The 18506-nt window shown below is 72.7% G+C and carries 15 protein-coding genes and 1 rRNA gene; 3 read left to right on the top strand and 13 right to left on the bottom strand.

All coding sequences use genetic code 11. The annotated features are described in order from the left end of the window. Positions 1-19: 19 nt before the first annotated feature. From murJ to FLV34_RS32955, 8 genes are all read right to left on the bottom strand, one after another. Entirely contained in the window at positions 20-1684 is a 1665-nt protein-coding gene (murJ, locus tag FLV34_RS32920) for a murein biosynthesis integral membrane protein MurJ (protein WP_147944947.1), read from the bottom strand. 93 nt (positions 1685-1777) lie between these two features. Continuing rightward, the gene (locus FLV34_RS32925) at positions 1778-2731 is read right to left on the bottom strand and encodes a hypothetical protein (RefSeq protein WP_260617528.1); all 954 of its coding nucleotides are present in this window, start codon (positions 2729-2731) and stop codon (positions 1778-1780) included. A gap of 52 nt (positions 2732-2783) precedes the next feature. Beyond that, entirely contained in the window at positions 2784-3761 is a 978-nt protein-coding gene (locus FLV34_RS32930; protein WP_142651798.1) for a copper transporter, read from the bottom strand. After that, positions 3758-4954 (bottom strand): putative cytokinetic ring protein SteA, encoded by a 1197-nt coding sequence (gene steA, locus FLV34_RS32935; protein WP_168066539.1) that lies wholly within the window; start codon positions 4952-4954, stop codon positions 3758-3760. The genes FLV34_RS32930 and steA overlap by 4 nt, the downstream gene beginning before the upstream one ends. 561 nt (positions 4955-5515) lie before the next feature. Then, positions 5516-7282 (bottom strand): DNA repair protein RecN, encoded by a 1767-nt coding sequence (recN, locus tag FLV34_RS32940; RefSeq protein WP_142651797.1) that lies wholly within the window; start codon positions 7280-7282, stop codon positions 5516-5518. Positions 7283-7484: 202 nt separating this feature from the next. Continuing rightward, complete coding sequence (locus FLV34_RS32945) at positions 7485-8429, bottom strand: NAD kinase (RefSeq protein ID WP_142651796.1); 945 nt, start codon at positions 8427-8429, stop codon at positions 7485-7487. A gap of 25 nt (positions 8430-8454) precedes the next feature. Beyond that, the gene (locus FLV34_RS32950) at positions 8455-9264 is read right to left on the bottom strand and encodes a TlyA family RNA methyltransferase (RefSeq protein ID WP_147944948.1); all 810 of its coding nucleotides are present in this window, start codon (positions 9262-9264) and stop codon (positions 8455-8457) included. A 115-nt stretch (positions 9265-9379) separates the two neighbouring features. After that, a complete protein-coding gene (locus FLV34_RS32955; protein WP_142651794.1) occupies positions 9380-9601 on the bottom strand; it encodes a hypothetical protein in 222 nt (73 codons plus the stop codon). A 529-nt stretch (positions 9602-10130) separates the two neighbouring features. On the opposite strand from FLV34_RS32955, the gene FLV34_RS32960 reads away from it, so the two are divergent. Further along, complete coding sequence (locus FLV34_RS32960; protein ID WP_147944949.1) at positions 10131-10478, top strand: SCP2 sterol-binding domain-containing protein; 348 nt, start codon at positions 10131-10133, stop codon at positions 10476-10478. 396 nt (positions 10479-10874) lie between these two features. Here the strand turns inward: FLV34_RS32960 and FLV34_RS32965 are convergent, their stop codons facing one another. Together FLV34_RS32965 and FLV34_RS32970 are read right to left on the bottom strand one after the other, a co-directional pair. Further along, positions 10875-11879, bottom strand: coding sequence for an HAD-IIA family hydrolase (locus FLV34_RS32965; protein WP_147944950.1), 1005 nt, complete (start codon positions 11877-11879; stop codon positions 10875-10877). A 20-nt stretch (positions 11880-11899) separates the two neighbouring features. Beyond that, positions 11900-12331: a M48 family metallopeptidase gene (locus tag FLV34_RS32970; RefSeq protein ID WP_142651791.1), complete on the bottom strand. Its 432-nt coding sequence runs from the start codon at positions 12329-12331 to the stop codon at positions 11900-11902. 87 nt (positions 12332-12418) lie between these two features. On the opposite strand from FLV34_RS32970, the gene FLV34_RS32975 reads away from it, so the two are divergent. Beyond that, positions 12419-13645 carry a DUF1015 domain-containing protein gene (locus FLV34_RS32975; RefSeq protein WP_261985988.1) on the top strand — a complete coding sequence of 409 codons (1227 nt, stop codon included), beginning with the start codon at positions 12419-12421 and terminating at the stop codon, positions 13643-13645. Here the strand turns inward: FLV34_RS32975 and FLV34_RS32980 are convergent. Beyond that, positions 13620-14327 (bottom strand): single-stranded DNA-binding protein, encoded by a 708-nt coding sequence (locus FLV34_RS32980; RefSeq protein ID WP_147944952.1) that lies wholly within the window; start codon positions 14325-14327, stop codon positions 13620-13622. The two genes, FLV34_RS32975 and FLV34_RS32980, sit on opposite strands and share 26 nt — an antisense overlap. A 104-nt stretch (positions 14328-14431) precedes the next feature. Between FLV34_RS32980 and FLV34_RS32985 the strand changes: the two genes are divergently transcribed. Further along, positions 14432-15358 (top strand): MBL fold metallo-hydrolase, encoded by a 927-nt coding sequence (locus FLV34_RS32985; RefSeq protein WP_260617527.1) that lies wholly within the window; start codon positions 14432-14434, stop codon positions 15356-15358. A gap of 91 nt (positions 15359-15449) precedes the next feature. Here FLV34_RS32985 and FLV34_RS42835 read toward each other — a convergent pair whose 3' ends face one another. After that, positions 15450-18044 carry a hypothetical protein gene (locus FLV34_RS42835; RefSeq protein ID WP_261985989.1) on the bottom strand — a complete coding sequence of 865 codons (2595 nt, stop codon included), beginning with the start codon at positions 18042-18044 and terminating at the stop codon, positions 15450-15452. Between the two features lie 353 nt (positions 18045-18397). Next, positions 18398-18506, bottom strand: a 5S ribosomal RNA gene (gene rrf, locus FLV34_RS32995); the annotation flags it as partial.

Genomic DNA, 18506 nt, shown 5'->3' on the forward strand with positions numbered 1-18506 from the left:
TCCTCACCACCGGCGGCTCTCATACGGCCTTCTCCGCGGGCTGGTCCGCGGGGCTCGCGCCTCTGCCGCGTCGCAGCCCGGACAGGGCGCCGGTCAGGTCCCGGCGGTCCACGAGCGCGGCGACGATGACCCCCGCGACCACGGCCGCCGCACCGGCGATGGCGGCCGTCAGGAGACCACCCCACGGGCCCTCGCCCGACAGGGGAAGCCGGGCGGCCGCCGCGCCCGCGAGGAAACCCGCTCCCCCGCCCAGCAGCGCGGCCAGACCGGCCCGCGCGACGCCCTGGGCGGCCCGCGTCCCTCGCGCCCGTACGACGGAGGCCAGCAGCAGCCCGGCCCCCACCGTCATGCCGGCCGCCTGGCCGAGCGCGAGCCCGCCCAGCCCCCAGCCACCGGGCAGCACGAGGACGAACGCCACCTGGGCCACGGCCACGACCAGCCACCCGGCGACCTGTCCCCGGGCCGCCGCCCTGCCCTGTCCCGTGGCGTACAGCACCCGGCTGAGGTGGGCCACCAGGCCATATCCGACGAGCCCCGGCGCGAACAGCGCGATCCCCCGGGCGAACTCCGCCGCGGCGACCTCGGTGTCGGCCTGGGCGAGGAAGACGTGCGCGACCGGCGCCGCGACCGCGGCGAGCGCCCCCGCCGCCAGGCCGCAGACCAGCACGACCGCGCGGGTCGTCCGCGCCGCCAGCGCCGCGAAGCCCTCGCCCCCGTCCGCACCCGTGGCCTGCGCCCGCGCGGCGAGCGCGGGGAACGCACTGGTCGCGATGGGCACCGCGAGCACGGCGTACGGCACCTGGTAGATCGCCCACGCGTAGTTGTAGGCGGGCAGCGCGCCCCCGCCGACGCGGTTGGCGATGGGGATCAGGATCGCCGCGGCGGCCTGCTGGGCGACCAGCGCGCTCAGCCCGGCCAGCGCGAGCCGCCGCACCTGTACGGCGACGCCCTCGGGAAAGCGGAGCGTGGGCCGCCACCGCAGGCCGAGCCGCCATGTGGGCCCGATCACGGTGACGACCAGGGCCAGCACGCCGAGCGTCGTCCCCGCCGACAGCGCGATCTCGGCCGGCGCGGGCACGGTGGCGGGGTCCTTGTGGCCGTCGCTGAGCGGCCCGAAGACCAGGTAGGCGACGATGACCACGACGCTCGACACCAGCGGCGCCAGCGCCGGGCCCGAGAACCGGCGATGGGCCTGCAACACGCCGTAGAGCACCACGGCCATGCCGTACAACGGGATCTGCGGCGCGAAGACGACCAGCATGCGCGCGGCCACGGCGGCGACCTGGCCCGCGTCGCAGTGGTCGATCTCGGAGCCCGCCAGCAGCCGCACCACCGGCGCCGCGACCAGCGCGGTCAGCGCCGCGAGCGGCACCAGCAGCACGACCACCCAGGTCAGCAGCGCGGAGGCGATCCGGCCGACCTCCGCGCGCGCCTCGCCGTCCGATCTGGCGGCGGCGCCGGCGAGCACCGGGACGACCATCCCGGCGAGCGCGCCGCCGACCACGACCTCGAACACGATGTTCGGCACGTTGTTGGCCGTGTAGTAGGCGGTGGCCAGGCAGTTCGTGCCGACGGTGCGGGCGAACGCCAGCTGCTTGGCGAAGCCGGTCACCCGCGCCAGGACCGTGATGATCCCGATGAGGACCGCCGCCCCCGCGATCCCCGCCCCGAGCCGTCTAGCCATGCCGCTCAACCATGCCGCTCAACCATGCCGCTCAACCATGCGATCAGCCATGCCGGTGCCGTACGGCTCCGCGGACGGCTCTGGTCGTCCAGGTCACCCGCGCGACCCCGGCGTGCCGGAGGTGGTCTGCGGGGCGCGGCGGCCGAGCATGTCCAGGCGGTTGAGCACCCGGTTGCCGGCGATGACCTTGGTGAAGCTGACCTTCTCCGAGGCGGCGGTGAGGGCGGCGACGACGCCGAGTGCGGCGATCCGGCCGGGCCTGCCCAGCCGGGCCGTGGCCGCCAGGCCGAGCAGCGCGCCCAGGGCGTTCGCCCCGGCGTCGCCGAGCATCGCCCGCTCGCCCAGGTCCTCGGGCAGCAGCGCCGCCGCCGCGCCCAGCGGGACGGCGGTCAGCGCGGCGGCCTGACGGGAGCGCGGGCCGTACGGCGCGGCGATCGAGGCGGCCAGCAGCGGAGCCCCGGCGAGCAGCCCCACCTTGATCGCACGGCCGGGCCGCAGGTCGAACAGGTTGGCCAGGTTGGCGCTGCCGGCGATCAGCGCCCCGTCGACGAGCGTGTCGAGGGACCGAGCCAGCACGCCCCCGCTTCGGGCGTCACGCGGGGAGAGCGCCGCCGCGGCGAGCCCGGTCGCGCCGATGCCGAGGATCTTGACCGCTCCGCTGGTCACCTCGCCGCGCGCGAGCGCCGCCAGGTGGCCCTTGAACCCCTTCGACGAGGTCGTGCCGAACAGGTCGTCGTACGCGCCGAGGACGCCGCTGCCCGCTCCGGCGAGCACGGCGGCCGCACGGGCCCGTACGGGCAGGCCGGGGGCGAGGGCCGAGGCGGCGACGGCGCCCGCGGCGAACGCGGGGCCCTCCAGCAGCGTGACCGGCTCGCCCCGGTGGTTGACCCGGGTCCAGTATTCGTCTGCGGTCTTCTCGTCGCCGATCGGCGGGCGGCGCCGGAAGGCGGCGAAGGCGGCGCGCGCGGCGACCGCACCGAGCGCGGCGCCGACGGCGGCTCCGAGCACCGCGGCGGCGCGGGTGCCGGCCTGGGGACGTCTGGCCACGGCTGTTGCCCTTCTCTACGTGTTCGTCAGGCGTGATGCGCCGACCGGCGGCTCACCCCCGGCTCGCCGCCGGGGTGGGGGTCTGGCTGGGCGCGGTCACCGCGGGCTCGAACGCCGTCGCGCCGCTGCCGACTCCGTAGGAGCCCGAACGGCCGGCCAGTTGCTCCCGCAGAGCGTAGACCACCACGACACGGCCCGCGGCGAAATCGACGGTGTCGACGGTGGAGACCGCCGAGGCCACGCCGCCGGTGTCGTGCAGCGCCGCGATGACGCCGCCGTTGGCGGAGGCGGTGACGGTGCCCGCAAGGACCGTGCCGAGAGCGCCGCCGTCGAGGCCGGCCGCGACCGAGACCAGCGCGTTCGTCTGCCGGTCGGCGTCCTCCCCTTCGTACGGCTGGGCCGGCGCGAGCACGATGGCCAGCGTCGCCCGCTGCTCGGGGTTGCCGTTCATGGTGAGGAAGTCGCCCGCCTGGAACGCCTCCAGCACGCCGGTCGCCGCGGGGTTGGCCCGGCCCGCCTGCGTGTGGTCGTTGGTGACGATGGCGCCGGCGAGCATCGTGGCGGCCTTGTCGTACGGCGTGGCACCGTCGGGGAAGGTCGTGCCCGCCGGGGCCAGGTTGGTGGCGAGCCCGTCGATCACGCTCGCCTGCTCCGCGTCGATGAACTTGTCGGTCAGGCTGACCCGGCCGGAGTAGGAGGCGCCCGCGCTCGTGACGAGCTTCTCGATCGGGTCGCGCAGCGCGGCCGACGCGCCGGGGGCCTCGACGAGCACGACGCGCTCTCCCGCGAGCTGGCCGCGCACGAGGTCGGGCAGGTGGGTCGTGACCAGTGAGTCGCCGCCCTCCTCACGCGTCTGCAGCTCCGAGATCTGCGTCAGGTACTTCTCGTTGGCCTGCCGCAGCGACGCGGTCATCTCCTCGGCCGACTTGAAGAACGTGGGCTCCAGCACGGTGCTGCCCAGCACGATGCCGACCGTGAGCGCGAGGAAGATCGCCACGATCGAGACGAGGTGATAACGGAAATCGATCACGAGAAGAGTCCGACCAACCAGAAGATGAAGCCGTTCCAGGCCACGCGCAGGCCGTTCAGCCACACCTGGCCGATCGGCGATACCGAGAGCACCACGCCGATCGTGACCAGCGTGGTGGCGACGAGCAGCAGCAGGGAGGGCGTGGAGATCCGGCTGCGGTAGAGCCTGCTCACGCCCTTGGCGTCCACGAGCTTGCTGCCGACGCGCAGGCGGGTGAGGAACGTGCTCGCCGCCCCCGACCTGCCCTTGTCGAGGAACTCGTCGAGCGTCCAGTGGGTGCCGACCGCGACGATCAGCGTGGCGCCCTTGTCGTCGGCCAGGAGCATGGCGATGTCCTCGCTCGTCCCGGTCGCGGGGAACACGACCGCCTCCTGGCCCAGCTTGCGCACCCGCTCCAGCCCCGGCGCCCGGCCGTCGCGGTAGGCGTGGACGACCAGTTCGGCGCCGCAGCACAGCGCCTTCTCCGAGACGGAGTCGAAGTCGCCCACGATGATGTCGGGCACATACCCGGCGTCGAGAAGCGCGTCCGCCCCGCCGTCCACGCCGATCAGCACCGGGCGGTACTCCCGGATGTACGGCCGGAGCGTGGCGATGTCCTCCTTGTAGTGGTAACCCCGCACCACGATGAGGGCGTGGCGGTTCTCCAGGGAGGTGCGGATGTCGGGCACGCCGACGCCGTCGATCAGAAGGTCGCGCTCGCGCCGGACGTACTCCATCGTGTTGGCGGCGAACGCCTCGATCTGGACGGCGAGGCCCGCGCGGGCCTCGGTCATGGCCGCCTCGACGGTCTCGGCGGTCTGCGCCTGTCCCTTTCCGACGAGTTCCTCGCCGAGGTAGACCATGCCGTCGTGGACGCGGATCACGTCGCCGTCGGCGATCCGCTCGAACAGTTCCGGCGACGCGTTGTCGATCAGGGGAATGCCCGCGTCGATCAGGATCTGAGGCCCGAGGTTGGGGTAACGTCCGCTGATGCTCGCGGCGACGTTGACCACGGCCGCCACACCGCACGCGACGAGAGCCTCCCCGCTGACCCGGTCGATGTCGACGTGATCGATAATCGCGATTTCTCCGGGCTTGAGGCGCTTGGTCAGCCTCTTCGTCCGTCTGTCGATTCTCGCCACTGCCGTCACCCCGGGAAGGCCGTCAGCCTTCCTGCGGCGGAGGCCCGGAACATTCAAGCTCGGGACCTTCATCATGACCATCCTGCCAGAGGCGGCGACCGCCACGCTTCCACACCTTACGGCTCGTCTGAATTGTCACTGCAAGTCAGGGATGTTGCCGAGGTGCGCCGACCAGGGACACCCCAGGTCAACGCCCTGCTTCCGCGACGCCGTCGCCCCCTGTTCCTCCGCCCCCTCGTTTCCGGGGCTTGACTGCTTCCCGGCGCGCCCCGCTCCAAACGTCACCCCCGTGCGCGCCCCGCCGAGTGTACGCGCTGACCAGGCGAACACCGCGAAAGTCAGCAACCCCGGCCCGATGGCGGAACCCTCCGCCATCGGAACCTCGGCCGGCGGAACCCTCGGCCGGCGGCACGAGAGAAGACCGGCACCCGGCGTCTGCAGCCGCAGTGCGCGGCCGTGAACCGGCACGGGCGGGCCCGAGCCCCCCAGCCCGCCGCAGAGCCGCATCCCCGCCCGGGACAGGGCCGAGCGGGACCGAGACGCGGCGGACCCGAGCCCCTCAGCCCGCCGCAGAGCCGCATCCCCGCCCGGGACAAGGCCGAGCGGGCCCGAGACGCGGCGGACCCGAAGCTCTCAGCCGGCGCGGCGGCCCGAGGGCTTGGCCGTTCCCGACGACGCCTTCTCCCAGGCGGCCTTGTCGGCGGCGGCGATGGACAGCAGCTCCGCGGCGTGCGCCCGGCCGAGCTCGGAGTCCTCCAGCCCGGCGAGCATGCGCGACAGCTCCCGCTCGCGTCCCTCCTGGTCGAGCGTCACGACGCCGCTGCGGACGACCCGGCCGTCGCTCGCCTTCTCGACCACGAGGTGCTGGTCGGCGAAGGCCGCGACCTGCGGCAGGTGGGTGACCACGATGACCTGCGCCGTCCTGGCGAGCTTGGCCAGCCGCCTGCCGATCTCCACGGCCGCCTTGCCGCCCACGCCCGCGTCGACCTCGTCGAACACGAACGTCGGAACGGGGTCGGCGCCGGCGAAGACCACTTCGATGGCGAGCATCACCCGGCTCAGCTCACCGCCGGAGGCGCCCTTGGTCAGCGGCAGCGGCGGCGCGCCGGGATGGGAGGCCAGCCGGAGCTCCACCTCGTCCACGCCGTGCGGGCCGAAACCCTCGGTGGCGGTGATCGCCACGCTCACCCGGGCGTGCGGCATGGCGAGCGCGGTCAGCTCCTCGGTCACCGCCTGGCCGAACCGCTCGGCGGCGGCGGTGCGGATGGCCGTCAGCTCGGCGGCCAGCTCGCCCAGCCGCTCGGTGAGCTCGCCGTGCTCCCGCGTCAGCTCCTCGATGCGCTCGTCGTCGCCATCGAGCTCCGTCAGCCTCTCGGCGGCCCGCTGGGCCCACGCGAGCACGGCCGATACGTCCTCGCCGTACTTGCGCATGAGCCCGTTCAGCGCCGCCCTGCGCTCCTGCACCGCGGCGAGCCGGGCCGGGTCGGCCTCGACCGACTCGGCGTACGCGGCCAGCTCGGTCGCCACGTCGGAGACCAGATAACCGGCCTCGGCCAGGCGGTCGGCGAGCCCGGCGAGCGCGGGATCGAAGTCGCGTACGGACTCCACGGCCGCCTTCGCGTGACCGAGCAGCGACACGGCGTCCTGCACGTCCTGCGCGCCCGACATCGGATCGCCGAGCAGCGCCGTGTGCGCGGTCGTGGCGGCGGTGCGCAGCGCGTCGGCGTGGGAGAGCCGCTCGGCCTCCTCCTTCAGCTCGGCGTCCTCCCCCGCCCTGGGCTCGACCTTCTCGATCTCCTCCAGGCCGAACCGCAGCACGTCGGCCTCCTGCGCCCGCTCCCTGGCCTTGACGGTCAGCTCGTGGAGCAGCTCCCCCACCTGCTTGTGCCGCTTGTATGCCTGCTCGTAGGCCCGAAGGGGTTTGACCAGCTCGTCGCCGGCGTAGCGGTCGAGCGCCGCGCGCTGCCTGCCGGGCTGGAGCAGCCGCTGCTGGTCCATCTGCCCGTGCACGGCGACGAGGTCGTCGGCGATGTACGTCAACGTGCCCACCGGCACGGCACGGCCACCCAGCCAGGCGCGGGAGCGGCCCTCCGCGGAGACCGACCGGGCGATGATGAGCTGCCCGTCTTCGACCTCGCCGCCGACGTCGGCGACCTGCTGCGCCACGCGGCCCCCGGGCTCGATCACGAGCGTGCCCTCGATCAGCGCCTTGTCGGCGCCCGGCCTGACCCGGGCGGGGTCGGCCCGCCCTCCGAACAGCAGGCCGAGACCGGTGACGACCATCGTCTTGCCGGCCCCGGTCTCACCCGTGACGACGGTGAATCCCGGTGACAGCTCCAGAACGGCTTCGTCGATCACGCCGAGCCCCTGGATGCGGACCTCCTCGACCCGTGGCCGCACTGGTCCCTCCCGTTTTGCCGACCGAACTCGCCAGAGATCCTACGCGTAACTCGTCAAGATTTTCGAGGACAGCGTGACCCGGCCGCGACCCGAACGAGAATCTGTGGATACGAAAGTCCTGCTCATCCGGCATATCACCACCAACCGCCACAACCCGCTGTGGATCGCGGCTTCTCGCGGGGTCTCGGGGGATCTCGGGGGGTCAGCCGGAGCGTACGCGGCCTCGCCAGCCCTGCACCGGCAGGCCGAACTTCGCGACCAGGCGGTCGGTGAACGGCGCCCCGGTGGTCTCCACACCGAGCAGGCGGGCCAGCCTCACGGGCACCTCGCCCCTGCGTACCTCCACGCGGGCGCCGGGCGGGATGTCGAAGCGGCGGCGGCCGTCGCACCACAGCACACCGGCACTGGTGTCGGGGAGGATCTCCAGCGCGAGCGTGGACTTCGGCGACACCACCATCGGCCGGGCGAACAGGGCGTGGGCGCTGTTGGGCACCAGGAGCAGCGCCTCCACCTCGGGCCAGACGACGGGCCCACCGGCCGAGAAGGCGTACGCGGTAGACCCGGTGGGGGTCGCGCAGATCACGCCGTCGCACCCCCAGCGCGACAGCGGGCGGCCGTCTATCTCGGCGACGACCTCCAGCATGCGGTCCTTCTTCTCGACCGACGCCTCGTTGAGCGCCCAGGTCCGCGCGAGAACCGACCCGTTCAGGCGCACGACGACGTCGATCGTCATGCGCTCCTCGACCTCGTAGCGGCCCTCGACCACCAGGTCCACCACGGACGCCAGGTCCTCCACCTCGGCCTCGGCGAGGAAGCCCACGTGCCCCAGGTTCACGCCGAGCAGCGGCACCGCGGCCGGGCGGGCCAGCTCGGCGGCGCGCAGCAGCGTGCCGTCACCGCCCAGGACGATGATCAGCTCGGCCCCTTCCAGGGCCGCGTCGTTCTCCGGGACCACCTCGACGTGGGCGCAGCCCAGCTCCTCGGCCTCCTCGTCGAGCACCCGCACGTTGATGCCCGCCTCGATCAGCCGTTCCATGACGAGGCGGGCGCTGCGCACGGCCGCCTCCCGGCCCGTGTGCGCCGTCACCAGGACGGTCCTCTTGGCATCCGCCCGGTCCGCCGCGCCGCCCGTGCTCATCGTGCTCATCGTCTCCACGCCTCGCCGCCCGCTCTCACTGCGGTCCCTCCGCCACCGCCGTGTCGATGGCGGCGTCCACATCGGGAACGGGATCGTGCCCCGGCCCCTTCCCGAGCCACAGAACGTATTCCACGTTTCCCGACGGCCCCGGCAACGGACTCGCCGTCACGCCCTTCACCGTCAGGCCGAGCGATCCCGCCGCCGCCGCGACGTCCCGCACCGCCTGCGCCCGCAGAGCCGGGTCGCGTACGACGCCTCCCGAGCCCACGCGCTCCTTGCCCACCTCGAACTGCGGTTTGACCAGCATCGCGAACTCCGCCACCTCGGCCGCACAGCGCACCAGGGCCGGGAGGACGAGCCGGAGGGAGATGAACGACAGGTCCCCGACGATCAGCGTCGGCGACTCGCCCACCATCTCCGGGGTCAGGTCGCGGACGTTGACCCGCTCCATCACCGTGACCCGCTCGTCCGTACGCAGCGACCAGGCGAGCTGGCCATACCCCACGTCGACCGCGAGCACATGGGCGGCGCCGTGCCTGAGCAGCACGTCGGTGAAGCCGCCGGTCGAGGCGCCCGCGTCGAGGCACCGGCGTCCCTCGACGCGCAGCCCTTCGAACGCGCTCAGCGCGCCGAGCAGCTTGTGGGCGCCCCTGGACACGTAATCGGGGCCCTCGGCGGTCTCGGCGACCACGATGGGGGCGGCGGTGTCCACCTGGGTGGCCGCCTTGCCCGCCACCCGGCCTCCGACGCTGACCCGGCCCGCCTCGATGAGCTGGACCGCCTGCTCCCTGGACCGGGCGAGCCCGCGGCGTACGAGCTCGCTGTCCAGCCGGACGCGCTTCACCGGGCCCGCCCGGCGGCGCCGTCCCCTGTCGTACGGACCCACGTCCGGCCCACGCCGTCCTGTGCGCTACGGATCCGCGCCCGGCGCGCGGCGGCCCCCGCTACCGCCGTGGGGCTCACTGATCGCTCCCCCGGTCGCCGTGTGCTTCGGCCTGCCGCTCGCCGGTGTCCTCCACGGACGCGAGCACCGCCTCGAGGCCGCCGAGGACCTGTTCGAAGACGCCCACGTGCTCGGACACCGGCGCGTGAGCCAACCGTCCGAGAGGCGACAACGCGGCCTGCACGCCGTCGGCGCCCGAGGCGTGATGCTCCCCGGCCGCGATCCCGCTGTCCGTCATGGTCCCTTCCCGCTCCGATCAGCTGCCCCGTCAGGCTTTCCTGTCACGCTTTCCCGTGCACCCCCGGCCCGCGTCCGGGCGTCGGCCCGGCTCGCACCGGACCAAACCCCGGACGTCGCAGGAGGGCGCACGCGGCCACGCCGCGCGGCTCCACCCGTATGAGCCCCTGCGGCACTGGTCGCCTCGACGCTATCGGACGCCACCGACGGTCGTGCGCCGTCCGGCCGTTCCGCAGGGGGCCACAGGGTGCCGCGGGAGGGGCGCGGGCCTTCCCACCACATGATCTCGCCGCACGCGGCCTGCGAACGGCGCGCTCAGCCCCCCTTGATCGTGCAATCTACGGCGCGCGGACCACCGCACTCGCACCGTTGCGTTTCCATGACCCGACGCGGATTTCGCGCAGGCGGTCCGTGGAAAGCTACTGTCGGTAGGTAGAGGGGAATCACATCGCCGACCGATGATCCGTGCGCGGTTCACGAGGAGACCCGGTCCGCGAGACGACACGGTCCGTGAGAAGAAAGGCAGGCGCATGGCGACCGTCGAGGAATGCCGGGCGGCGCTGGACAAGCTCGTCGAGCAGTTCGACGAGATAAGCGAGGAGGACCGTGCCAAGCACGTGGTCGAACGCCGGCTGGCCTGCCGGATCTCCGATCTCGGCGTGACCTTCTACGGCCGCATTCACCGGGGCGGGCTCGACGCCTTCAAGGAAGTGCCCCCGGAGGATGGTCGGCCCGCCGAGGTCAAGCTGACGCTCAAGAGCGAGGACCTGGTCTCGATGGTCAACGGCGAGCTGGACATGGGCCGCGCGCTGCTGGGCGGCCGGGTCAAGATCGACGCGAGCCTCGGCGACCTGCTGCGCCTTCGCAAACTCCTCTGACCCGTCCAGTCGGCCGCTCCTCCATTCCGGCCGCTCCTCCATTCCGGCCGCTCCCGGCTGGCCGCTTCCGCCACACTGGCAACGCACCCCGGCGCGGACCCGTGCCACGCGCCGGGCTGGGCCATCGCCACACGCGACCCACCGGTCTCACCACGAGCCACGCGGGGGCCTCACGCACGGATCTCGCAACACACCCACCAGGACCCTCACGCCGCATGCCGGGTAAGAGCCCTGGCCCCGCGCGACGCCGGGCCCTCGACCGAGGCGCATGGCATGAGACGTGCTGCCTGAGGCGGGGCGCCTGAGACCGGCGGGCATGAGGGCCAGGAGCTCCGGGGGCGTGGGACGGGCTGCCTGAGGCGGCGGGATGCGGGAGGCGACGCCGCCGACGCGTGGTCAGCGGCCGAGTGCCGTCAGGGCGGCCTTCACCGCGCCCTCGTCCGCCTGGCCGTCCCCCACCGCCTCCCAGGTGGCGGCGCACGCCGCACGCAGCCCCTCGACGGGGTCGCCCTCACCTGCGAGCGCGAGCTCGCCGTCCTGCCACACGGCCGTCCACCCGCCGCAGGTCCAGCCGCCCGAGCCATGCCGTACGGGGACCACAGGCGTGTGCAGACCGGACAGGTCGGCGGCGATGTGGGTGGGACGGTGATGGGGCGCGGCGGTGAGCACATCCAGAGGAGTGGCGACACCGGTCAGCACGAGCAGGCTGTCGACCCCGGCCCGGGTCGCGCCCTCGATGTCGGTGTCGAGCCGGTCGCCGACGATCAGCGGCCTCTCGGCGCGGGTGCGGATCATCGACTCGCGGTGCAACGGCGGCTCGGGCTTGCCCGCGACCACGGGCTCGACGCCGGCCGCGGTGGCGATCACGCGGCTCATCGCACCGTTGCCGGGCTGCTTGCCCCGGCCCGTCGGCATGGTCGTGTCACCGTTGGCCGCGACGAACCACGCTCCCTGACGTACGGCGAGCGCCCCTTCGGAGAGCAGCCCGTAGGACAGGTTGTCGGCGATGCCCTGCACGACGGCGGCGGGCGCGTCCAGGGCGGTGGTCACCGGGCGCAGGCCGTGCTCGCGCAGGGCCATCCGCAGTCCCATGCCGCCCACCACCAGGACGGCGGAGCCGGCCGGGACGTGCTCGGCGATCAGCCGGGCCGCCGCCTGCGCGGAGGTCACCACGTCCTGCGGGGCCGCCGGAATGCCCAGGTTGGTGAGGTGCTGGGCGATCGCCCCCGGCGTGCGGGACGCGTTGTTCGTCACGAACGCGAGCCGCACGCCCCGGTCCTGGGCCTTGACCAGCGCCTCCGGCGCGCCGGGGACCGCCTGTCTGCCGAGGTAGACGACGCCGTCGAGGTCGAGCAGCAACGTGTCGTAGGCGTCCACGAGCACGCCGGTGGTTTCTTGCATGGCGGAAGTATGGCCTACGGTCACGCCTGCCTCGCCCGCAGCGTGGCCCTGACCTGCTTCAGCGCGGACACGTAGTGACGAAGATCGGGGCGCATCGCCACCGCCACCGCGAGGGGCTCCTGAGCCGCCTCGATGTCTCCGCTGCGCCACAGTGACAAGCCGAGACCGAAGTAGGCGTAATCCTCGGCGGGGTTGGCGTCGACGATCCACCGGAAACTGCCGGCGGCCTCGTCGTACCGCTTCGAGTTGAACTGGGCCCGGGCGAGGGCCTCGCGGATGCTGCGCGAATCGGGCTCGGCCCGCACGGCGTGCTCCAGGATCGCCGCCGCGGCGGCCGGGCTGCCCTCTTCGAGCAGCTTCATGCCACGCTTGAACCACTCGTAGACACCGCCGGAAGGCGTACCGCCCGGATCATTGGAAGAAGCAGAGGCCTCGTTTCGTCCTTCGAACATGGGGTAAGCCCTCCTGCACTCCGATTTCACAAGCAACCGGGCACCGCAGCGTCGGGGAGTCCGGGCACTTATGGCAACATGCCCGGTATGGAGAGTTCTGAACGGGCGGGACTGGTGCTACGTCCGTTCCGCGGCGTGCGTTACGCGGTGGACGATCTGGCCGCTGTCACCTCACCGCCGTACGATCTCATCTCCCCTGAAGAGCTGCGAGATTTGCTCAGTCGTCATCCGAACAACGTAGTGCGCCTGATCCTTCCCGGAATCAGCCACTACGGTGAGGCGAGCGAGGCGTTGAGCGAGTGGCTCGCCGCTGGAGTGCTGACGGTCGACTCCCTGCCCGGCCTCTACGTGTACGAGCAGAGCGGGGTCGGTTTCCTGCAGCGGGGCCTGATCGGAGGCGTCGGCGTCGGGTCGACCGCGATCCTTCCGCATGAGAACGTCCTGCCGGAGCCCGTCGCCGACCGGCTCGCCCTGATGCGGGCGACACAGGCCAACTTCGAGCCGATCTTCCTGCTGTACGAAGGCGGCGGCACCGCCTCCCGGCTCGTCGACGACGTGGCCGCCCAGCGTTTCCCCCTCATGGACGTCCGGACGCGCGAGGGCGTGCACCACCGGCTCTGGGCGGTGACCGACCCCCACGAGATCGAAGCCGTCGCGGAGGACCTGCACGATCGCCAGGCGCTGATCGCCGACGGTCACCACCGCTACGCCACATATCAGGCGCTGCAGAAGGACCACATCGGGCCCGGGCCCTGGGACTACGGCCTGGCCTACCTGGTCGATTCCACGGCATACCCGCCCGAGCTCCGGGCCATCCACCGGGTCATTCCGGGACTGCCCCTGCAGGAGGCCGCCGCCCGGGCCAAGGGCGCGTGGCAGGTGCAGGAGTTCCCCCTGGTCGAGGACGCCCTCGCGGGGCTCGCCACCGCGACCGGCCCCGCCTTCGTGCTCGCCGGTGACGGACCCGCCCATCTGCTGACAGACCCTGACCCGCTGCAGGTCGAGCACGCCATGCCGCCCGGGCAGTCCCCGCGGTGGCGGATGCTCGACACCTCGGTCCTCACGACGTTCCTCCTGCCGAAGGTGTGGGGGATCACCGACAGCGAACAGTCGGTGATGGTCGTGCACCACGACCCGCTCGACGCGGTGGAGAGGGCGCGCCGGCTCGGCGGGACGGCGGTGCTACTGAATCCGCTGTCCACGGAGGACGTCCTCACGGTCGCGGCGCAGGGCGAGCGGGTGCCGCGCAAGTCGACCTCGTTCGGCCCCAAGCCCCGCACGGGCCTGGTCATGCGGACCTTCGCGACTGACTGACCACCTCGCCGGCGAACTCCGCCGAGACGGCCTCGTCCTGGTGATGGCAGGATGACGCCGCCGGAGAGGCGCCGGAGACATCGCCACTGGGTGCCGCCTGGGACATGGCGGCATCGGGCACACCATGGCCATCACCGGCCTGCCCAACCCGCGCTGCAGGGCCGTCGCCCCAGGGCCCCGCCTCGGGCGTGACCGTATCGGGCGCGTCTGGGGCGGCACCGGCCCTCCCGATCCCGGCCCCGGCATCATCACCGCAGGATGCCGCTTCAGGCATGACAAGATCGGGCGCCTCGGCTACCTCGGCGGCCCGCCCGTTCCGGGTGGCCGCCCTCTCGTCGTCGGCCTGGGGCGTTCTTCTGCGTGGCCTGATGCGGGGCGCGGCCGTCTCGACGCGGCGTGCCGTACGGACCTCGATCTCGTAGCGACTGCCGCCACGCCACCAGCGGCGGCGCAGCGCGCCCTCCACCTCGACCAGATCATCGCGTTGCCAGCCGGCCAGCATGGCCCGCACGCCGTCGTCGATCGTCGCGCACTCGATCGCGTCCGACCGCTGACGCCCCGAGCGGCTTCCCGGTCTGCGGACCGCGAGGCGCCACTGCGTCAGCAGGGCTCCGCCCGGCAGTTCCCTGTGTGCCGGCTCCATGGACAGCCGCCCGGCCAGCACCACCTCGTTGCGGTGCATGTGAACTCCTCTCTACCGTGGAGATCACTATGCGTGACCAGGTTGGGCCGGTGCGGTCCTGAATGCCATTCTGTGAATACCGGTTCTAGTTTCGGGAGTGGCCTGTGGACAACGTGACTCCGCTCGGCGGCGACGTCTACGAGATCGACACGCGGATGGCGGGTTACTCCGGCATCACCGCGGGCTATCTGATCCTCGGCGACCGCCCCTGCCTCGTCGAGACGGGCACCTCGACCTCGGCTCCCGTGGTCAGGGACGCCCTGTCCTCCCTCGGCGTGGGACCGGACGACCTCGCGACCGTCGTTGTCACCCACATCCATCTGGATCACGCCGGCGGCGTGGGCGACATCGCGAACTACTACCCGTCCGCCGAGATCGTCGTACACGAGAAGGGCGCCCGCCATCTCGCCGATCCCTCCCGGCTCATGGCGAGCGCCAAGATGGTCTGGGGCGACAAGCTCGACGTACTGTTCGGCACTCTGGCGCCGACCGACGCGGCCCGCATCAGGGCCCTGGGCGACACCGGGACGATCGATCTGGGCAACGGCCGCACCCTGGCGAGTCACTACTCCCCCGGCCACGCCAAACACCACGTGGGCCTGCTCGACTCGCTCACCGGTGACCTGTACGTGGGGGACGCCGCCGGTGTGTATCTGCCCGAGACCGGGGACCTGCGGCCCGCCACACCGCCGCCGGATTTCGACCTCGACGTCGCCCTCGGCTCGATCGCGCTGTTCACGGCCCTGAAGCCGCAGCGGCTGCTGTTCAGTCATTACGGACCGGTGGAGGACGTGCCCTCGACCCTCGAACGCTCGGCCGAGGAGCTCCGGATCTGGGTGGACCTCACCAGACGGGCCAGGGCCGAGGGGCTCGATCTCGATCACGCCGTCGCCATGGTCCGCGACCGCACGCGGGAGCGGTACGCCGCGCTGCGCGCCGACGAGGCCACCGCCGAGCAGTTCGAGCTGTTGAGCGGCGCGCCGTCGAACGTCGCGGGGATCATGCACTGGCTGGATCGCACCCCGCGCTGACCGTCAGCCCGTAGTCACGGCCCGGCTCTCCCGGAGCGAGCTTCCCCGGAAAGACGAACGGGCGCCGCCAAGGCGGCGCCCGTTCGGAACATCAAGGCTGGCGCTTCGTCCGATCCTCGGGGTCCTCGGCGTCCTCGGAGTCGTCGAGCACGTCGCCGAAGTTCGGCTCTATGAACGCGGGGCCGTAGGACGGCGCGCTCGTGGCGGAAGGCCGCTCGGCCGCCTCGTCAGCGTCGCGCGTCTCCTCGCCGACCGGTGCCGGCATCGCCGCGGGAGCAACAGGAGCCACCGACGCCACCGGTGCCGGTGCCTCGTCGGCCGCGGCCACCTCGGCGACGACCTCGCCCGAGGAGCCGTCGTCCGCCTGTTCGCCGGTCGGCTCGTCCTCGTCGGACTGGTCGTCGTCACGGGAACCGACGGGGAGGTCCTCCTCGTCTTCGTCCTCGTCCTTGACCGCTTCCTGGATTTCCTCGTCGCCGACCTCGTCTTCGTCGTCGGCGAGGTCGTCCGGGATGTCGTCCGGGAGGTCACCGGGCTCTTCGCCGGACTCGTCGTAATCCTCTTCCAGGTCCTCGATCAGGCCGCCGGTCAGCTCGGCATAGCGTTCGGCCGCATCGGTCTCGCCGTCCTCGTCGAACCCCATGGCACGGGCGAACCAGTCGGTCGCCGCCTCTTCGTGTCCCGCGTCGGCCAAGGCGTCCGCGTACGCGAAGGCGAGGCGTGCGGACCACGGCTTCGGCTGGGGATCGCGCAGCTCCGGCACCTTCTGCAGCGTGATCACAGCAGCGTCGTGCTGCCCGAGGTCACGACGGGCCCCGGACTCCACGATCGCCAGCTCGATCCGGCCCGCGCGGTCCAGCCGCTCGGCCTCACGCGACCGGACGAGGTCGAGCGCCCGCTCGGGCCGCCCGAGCCCACGCTCGCAGTCCGCCATGATCGGCAGGTACTCGTCGGAGCCGGTGATCCGCCTGGCCGCCCGCAGGTCGCCCAGCGCCTCGGCGTACTGCCCCGCGTGATAGGCGGCGATCCCGGTGGCCTCGCGCACTACGCCGATCCTGCCCGCGAAGCGGCGCGCCACCTTGGCGTGCTCATACGCCTTCTCCGGATCCTCGGCACTCAGCGCACGGGCGGCCGCCACGAGGTGGCTGGCCACGAGGTCCGCCAGGTCGTTCGGCAGCGAGCGAAGCTCCGCACGCGCCTCCCGGTCCAGCTCGTCCGGCGTGATGTCGGGGTCGAGCGGAGGCATCTCCTCGCGAACCCTCGGCCTGCTCTGCTCGTCCGGCCTGCCGTACCGGGTGCGGCTGCCGCCCCGCTCGTCGCGGCTGAAGGGACGCGCCGCACCTCGGTCGCCGCTGAACGGCCTGGACTCGTCACGGTCCCTGCCGAACGGGCGGGCACCGCGATCGCCGCCGAACTGCCGCCGCGGCCGGTCGCCGGAGCCCGACTCACGCCCACGGAACGTCCGAGGCCCTTCCTCACGGTCGCGGCCCGGACGCCTGTCGTCGCGGTCGCGGAAGGACCCGCCAGGCCGGTCCCCCGGCGTACGGCGCGGCCCGTCCCGGAACGAGTCCCGATCGCGGTAGCGGTCGCCGCCGGTGTCCTGCCGGTCGCCGTAGGGGCGCCTGGGCCTGTCCTCGCCGCCTCTGCTGTCGCGGTCACCGAACGGACGCCGCGGCCGGTCCTGGCCGCCAAAGCCCCGATCGCCGCCTCGATCGCCGTACGGACGCCGGGGACGATCCTGCTGCCCGAACCCACTGCCGCCTCTGTCGTCACGGCCGTAGCCGCGCTCCTGGTCCGTACGCCGCGGCGGACGGCTGCCGAAGCCACCGCGGTCGTCACGGTCGTTCCGGGGCGTGTACGAGCGGCTGTCCCGGCCCTCCCGGTTCTCCCGGCCCTCGCGACCATCGCGGGCGTCGCGTTCCCGGAAGCCGTAGCGCCCGCCGAAACCGCCGCCCTGACGCTGCGGGCGGTCTCCGTCCCCGCCGCCGCCTTCCCGCCGCTCCGGGCGGCGCTCGCCGTACGGCCGGCTGCCGCGGTCGTCGGAGCGGAACGGGCGTCCGCCGCGGTCGTCGGAGCGGAACGGGCGTCCGCCGCGGTCGTCGCGATCCCGGGGGCCCTGTCCGCCCCGGAAGCCGTCGCGGTCACCGTAGGGGCGGCGCGGCCGATCGGTGCGGAAGGAGTCACGGTCCTGGTAGACGCGATCCCCGCGTCCTTCGCCGCCTCCGGCGTCCCTGCGCCCGTCGGAGCCGCGCGGCCGGTCACCACCGCGGTCGAAGCTTCGTCCCCCGTCGCGGTCACGGTATCCGCCGCGATCGTCGGTGCGGCCACCGGCACGGTCCCCGGTGCCGAAGGGACGGCGACCGCGGTCATCCCTGCCGCCATAGCCGCCGCGCCTGTCACGATCCCCGTAGGAGCCGCCCGGCCTGTCGTCACGATCACGCGAACCGAAGCGTCCCCCGGACGCTCCGCCCTGATCGCGGTAGCCGCGCCTGTCGGACTGGAACGGGCGCTCGCCGCGCTCGCCGCGGTCGCTCCGGAAGCCTTCTCGCCGCTCTCCATAACGACCGCCGAAGCCGCCGCTTCCTCCATTACCGCGGTATCCCCCGGAGCGTTCGCCCCGGTTTCTGCTCTCGTCGCGGTTGTCTCCGCCACGGCCCGCGCCGTCGCGCCCGTCTTCTCTGTTCACTTCTGTCCTCTGTTGCTTGCTCACCGCGTCCGGTTCGCCGGCCGCAGGGCTCCGTCTTCCCGCTGTCCTGACTGTTGGGGATCTGCCCCTGCCCGATGAGTTCCAGGGAAGACATGTTGTTTGCGCCGCAGGTCCGCTGCAATCGCGTCCACCGCGGCCTTCGCTTCTCGTCCGATGCGACGAAGGCCCCCCGTGGGGTGGCCCGGCACTGCCAGCCTAGCGCGCCATCACCACCGCCCGAGCCTCGACCGGAGCTTTCGTTCCCCGTCGATGCCGGTTACGGCGTGGTGATGACACGACCCCGTAAACACAGAAGGGCCACCCTCTACGGGTGGCCCCTCCATATAAAGATTGTCCGGCGGCGTCCTACTCTCCCACACCGTCCCCGGTGCAGTACCATCGGCGCTGACAGGCTTAACTTCCGGGTTCGGAATGTAACCGGGTGTTTCCCTGCCGCTATGA

Origin of the sequence: Microbispora sp. CSR-4 (assembly GCF_008033685.1) — a bacterium.
Classification (GTDB): Bacteria; Actinomycetota; Actinomycetes; order Streptosporangiales; family Streptosporangiaceae; genus Microbispora.

Bases quoted from the DNA above. Each gene is read 5' to 3' on its own strand.
- FLV34_RS32960 (WP_147944949.1), top strand. From the start codon at position 10,131: ATGGCGACCGTCGAGGAATGCCGGGCGGCGCTGGACAAGCTCGTCGAG.
- FLV34_RS32965 (WP_147944950.1), bottom strand. From the start codon at position 11,879: ATGCAAGAAACCACCGGCGTGCTCGTGGACGCCTACGACACGTTGCTG.
- steA (WP_168066539.1), bottom strand. From the start codon at position 4,954: ATGAAGGTCCCGAGCTTGAATGTTCCGGGCCTCCGCCGCAGGAAGGCT.
- FLV34_RS32955 (WP_142651794.1), bottom strand. From the start codon at position 9,601: ATGACGGACAGCGGGATCGCGGCCGGGGAGCATCACGCCTCGGGCGCC.
- FLV34_RS32975 (WP_261985988.1), top strand. From the start codon at position 12,419: ATGGAGAGTTCTGAACGGGCGGGACTGGTGCTACGTCCGTTCCGCGGC.
- murJ (WP_147944947.1), bottom strand. From the start codon at position 1,684: ATGGCTAGACGGCTCGGGGCGGGGATCGCGGGGGCGGCGGTCCTCATC.
- FLV34_RS32980 (WP_147944952.1), bottom strand. From the start codon at position 14,327: ATGCACCGCAACGAGGTGGTGCTGGCCGGGCGGCTGTCCATGGAGCCG.
- FLV34_RS32970 (WP_142651791.1), bottom strand. From the start codon at position 12,331: ATGTTCGAAGGACGAAACGAGGCCTCTGCTTCTTCCAATGATCCGGGC.
- FLV34_RS32945 (WP_142651796.1), bottom strand. From the start codon at position 8,429: ATGAGCACGATGAGCACGGGCGGCGCGGCGGACCGGGCGGATGCCAAG.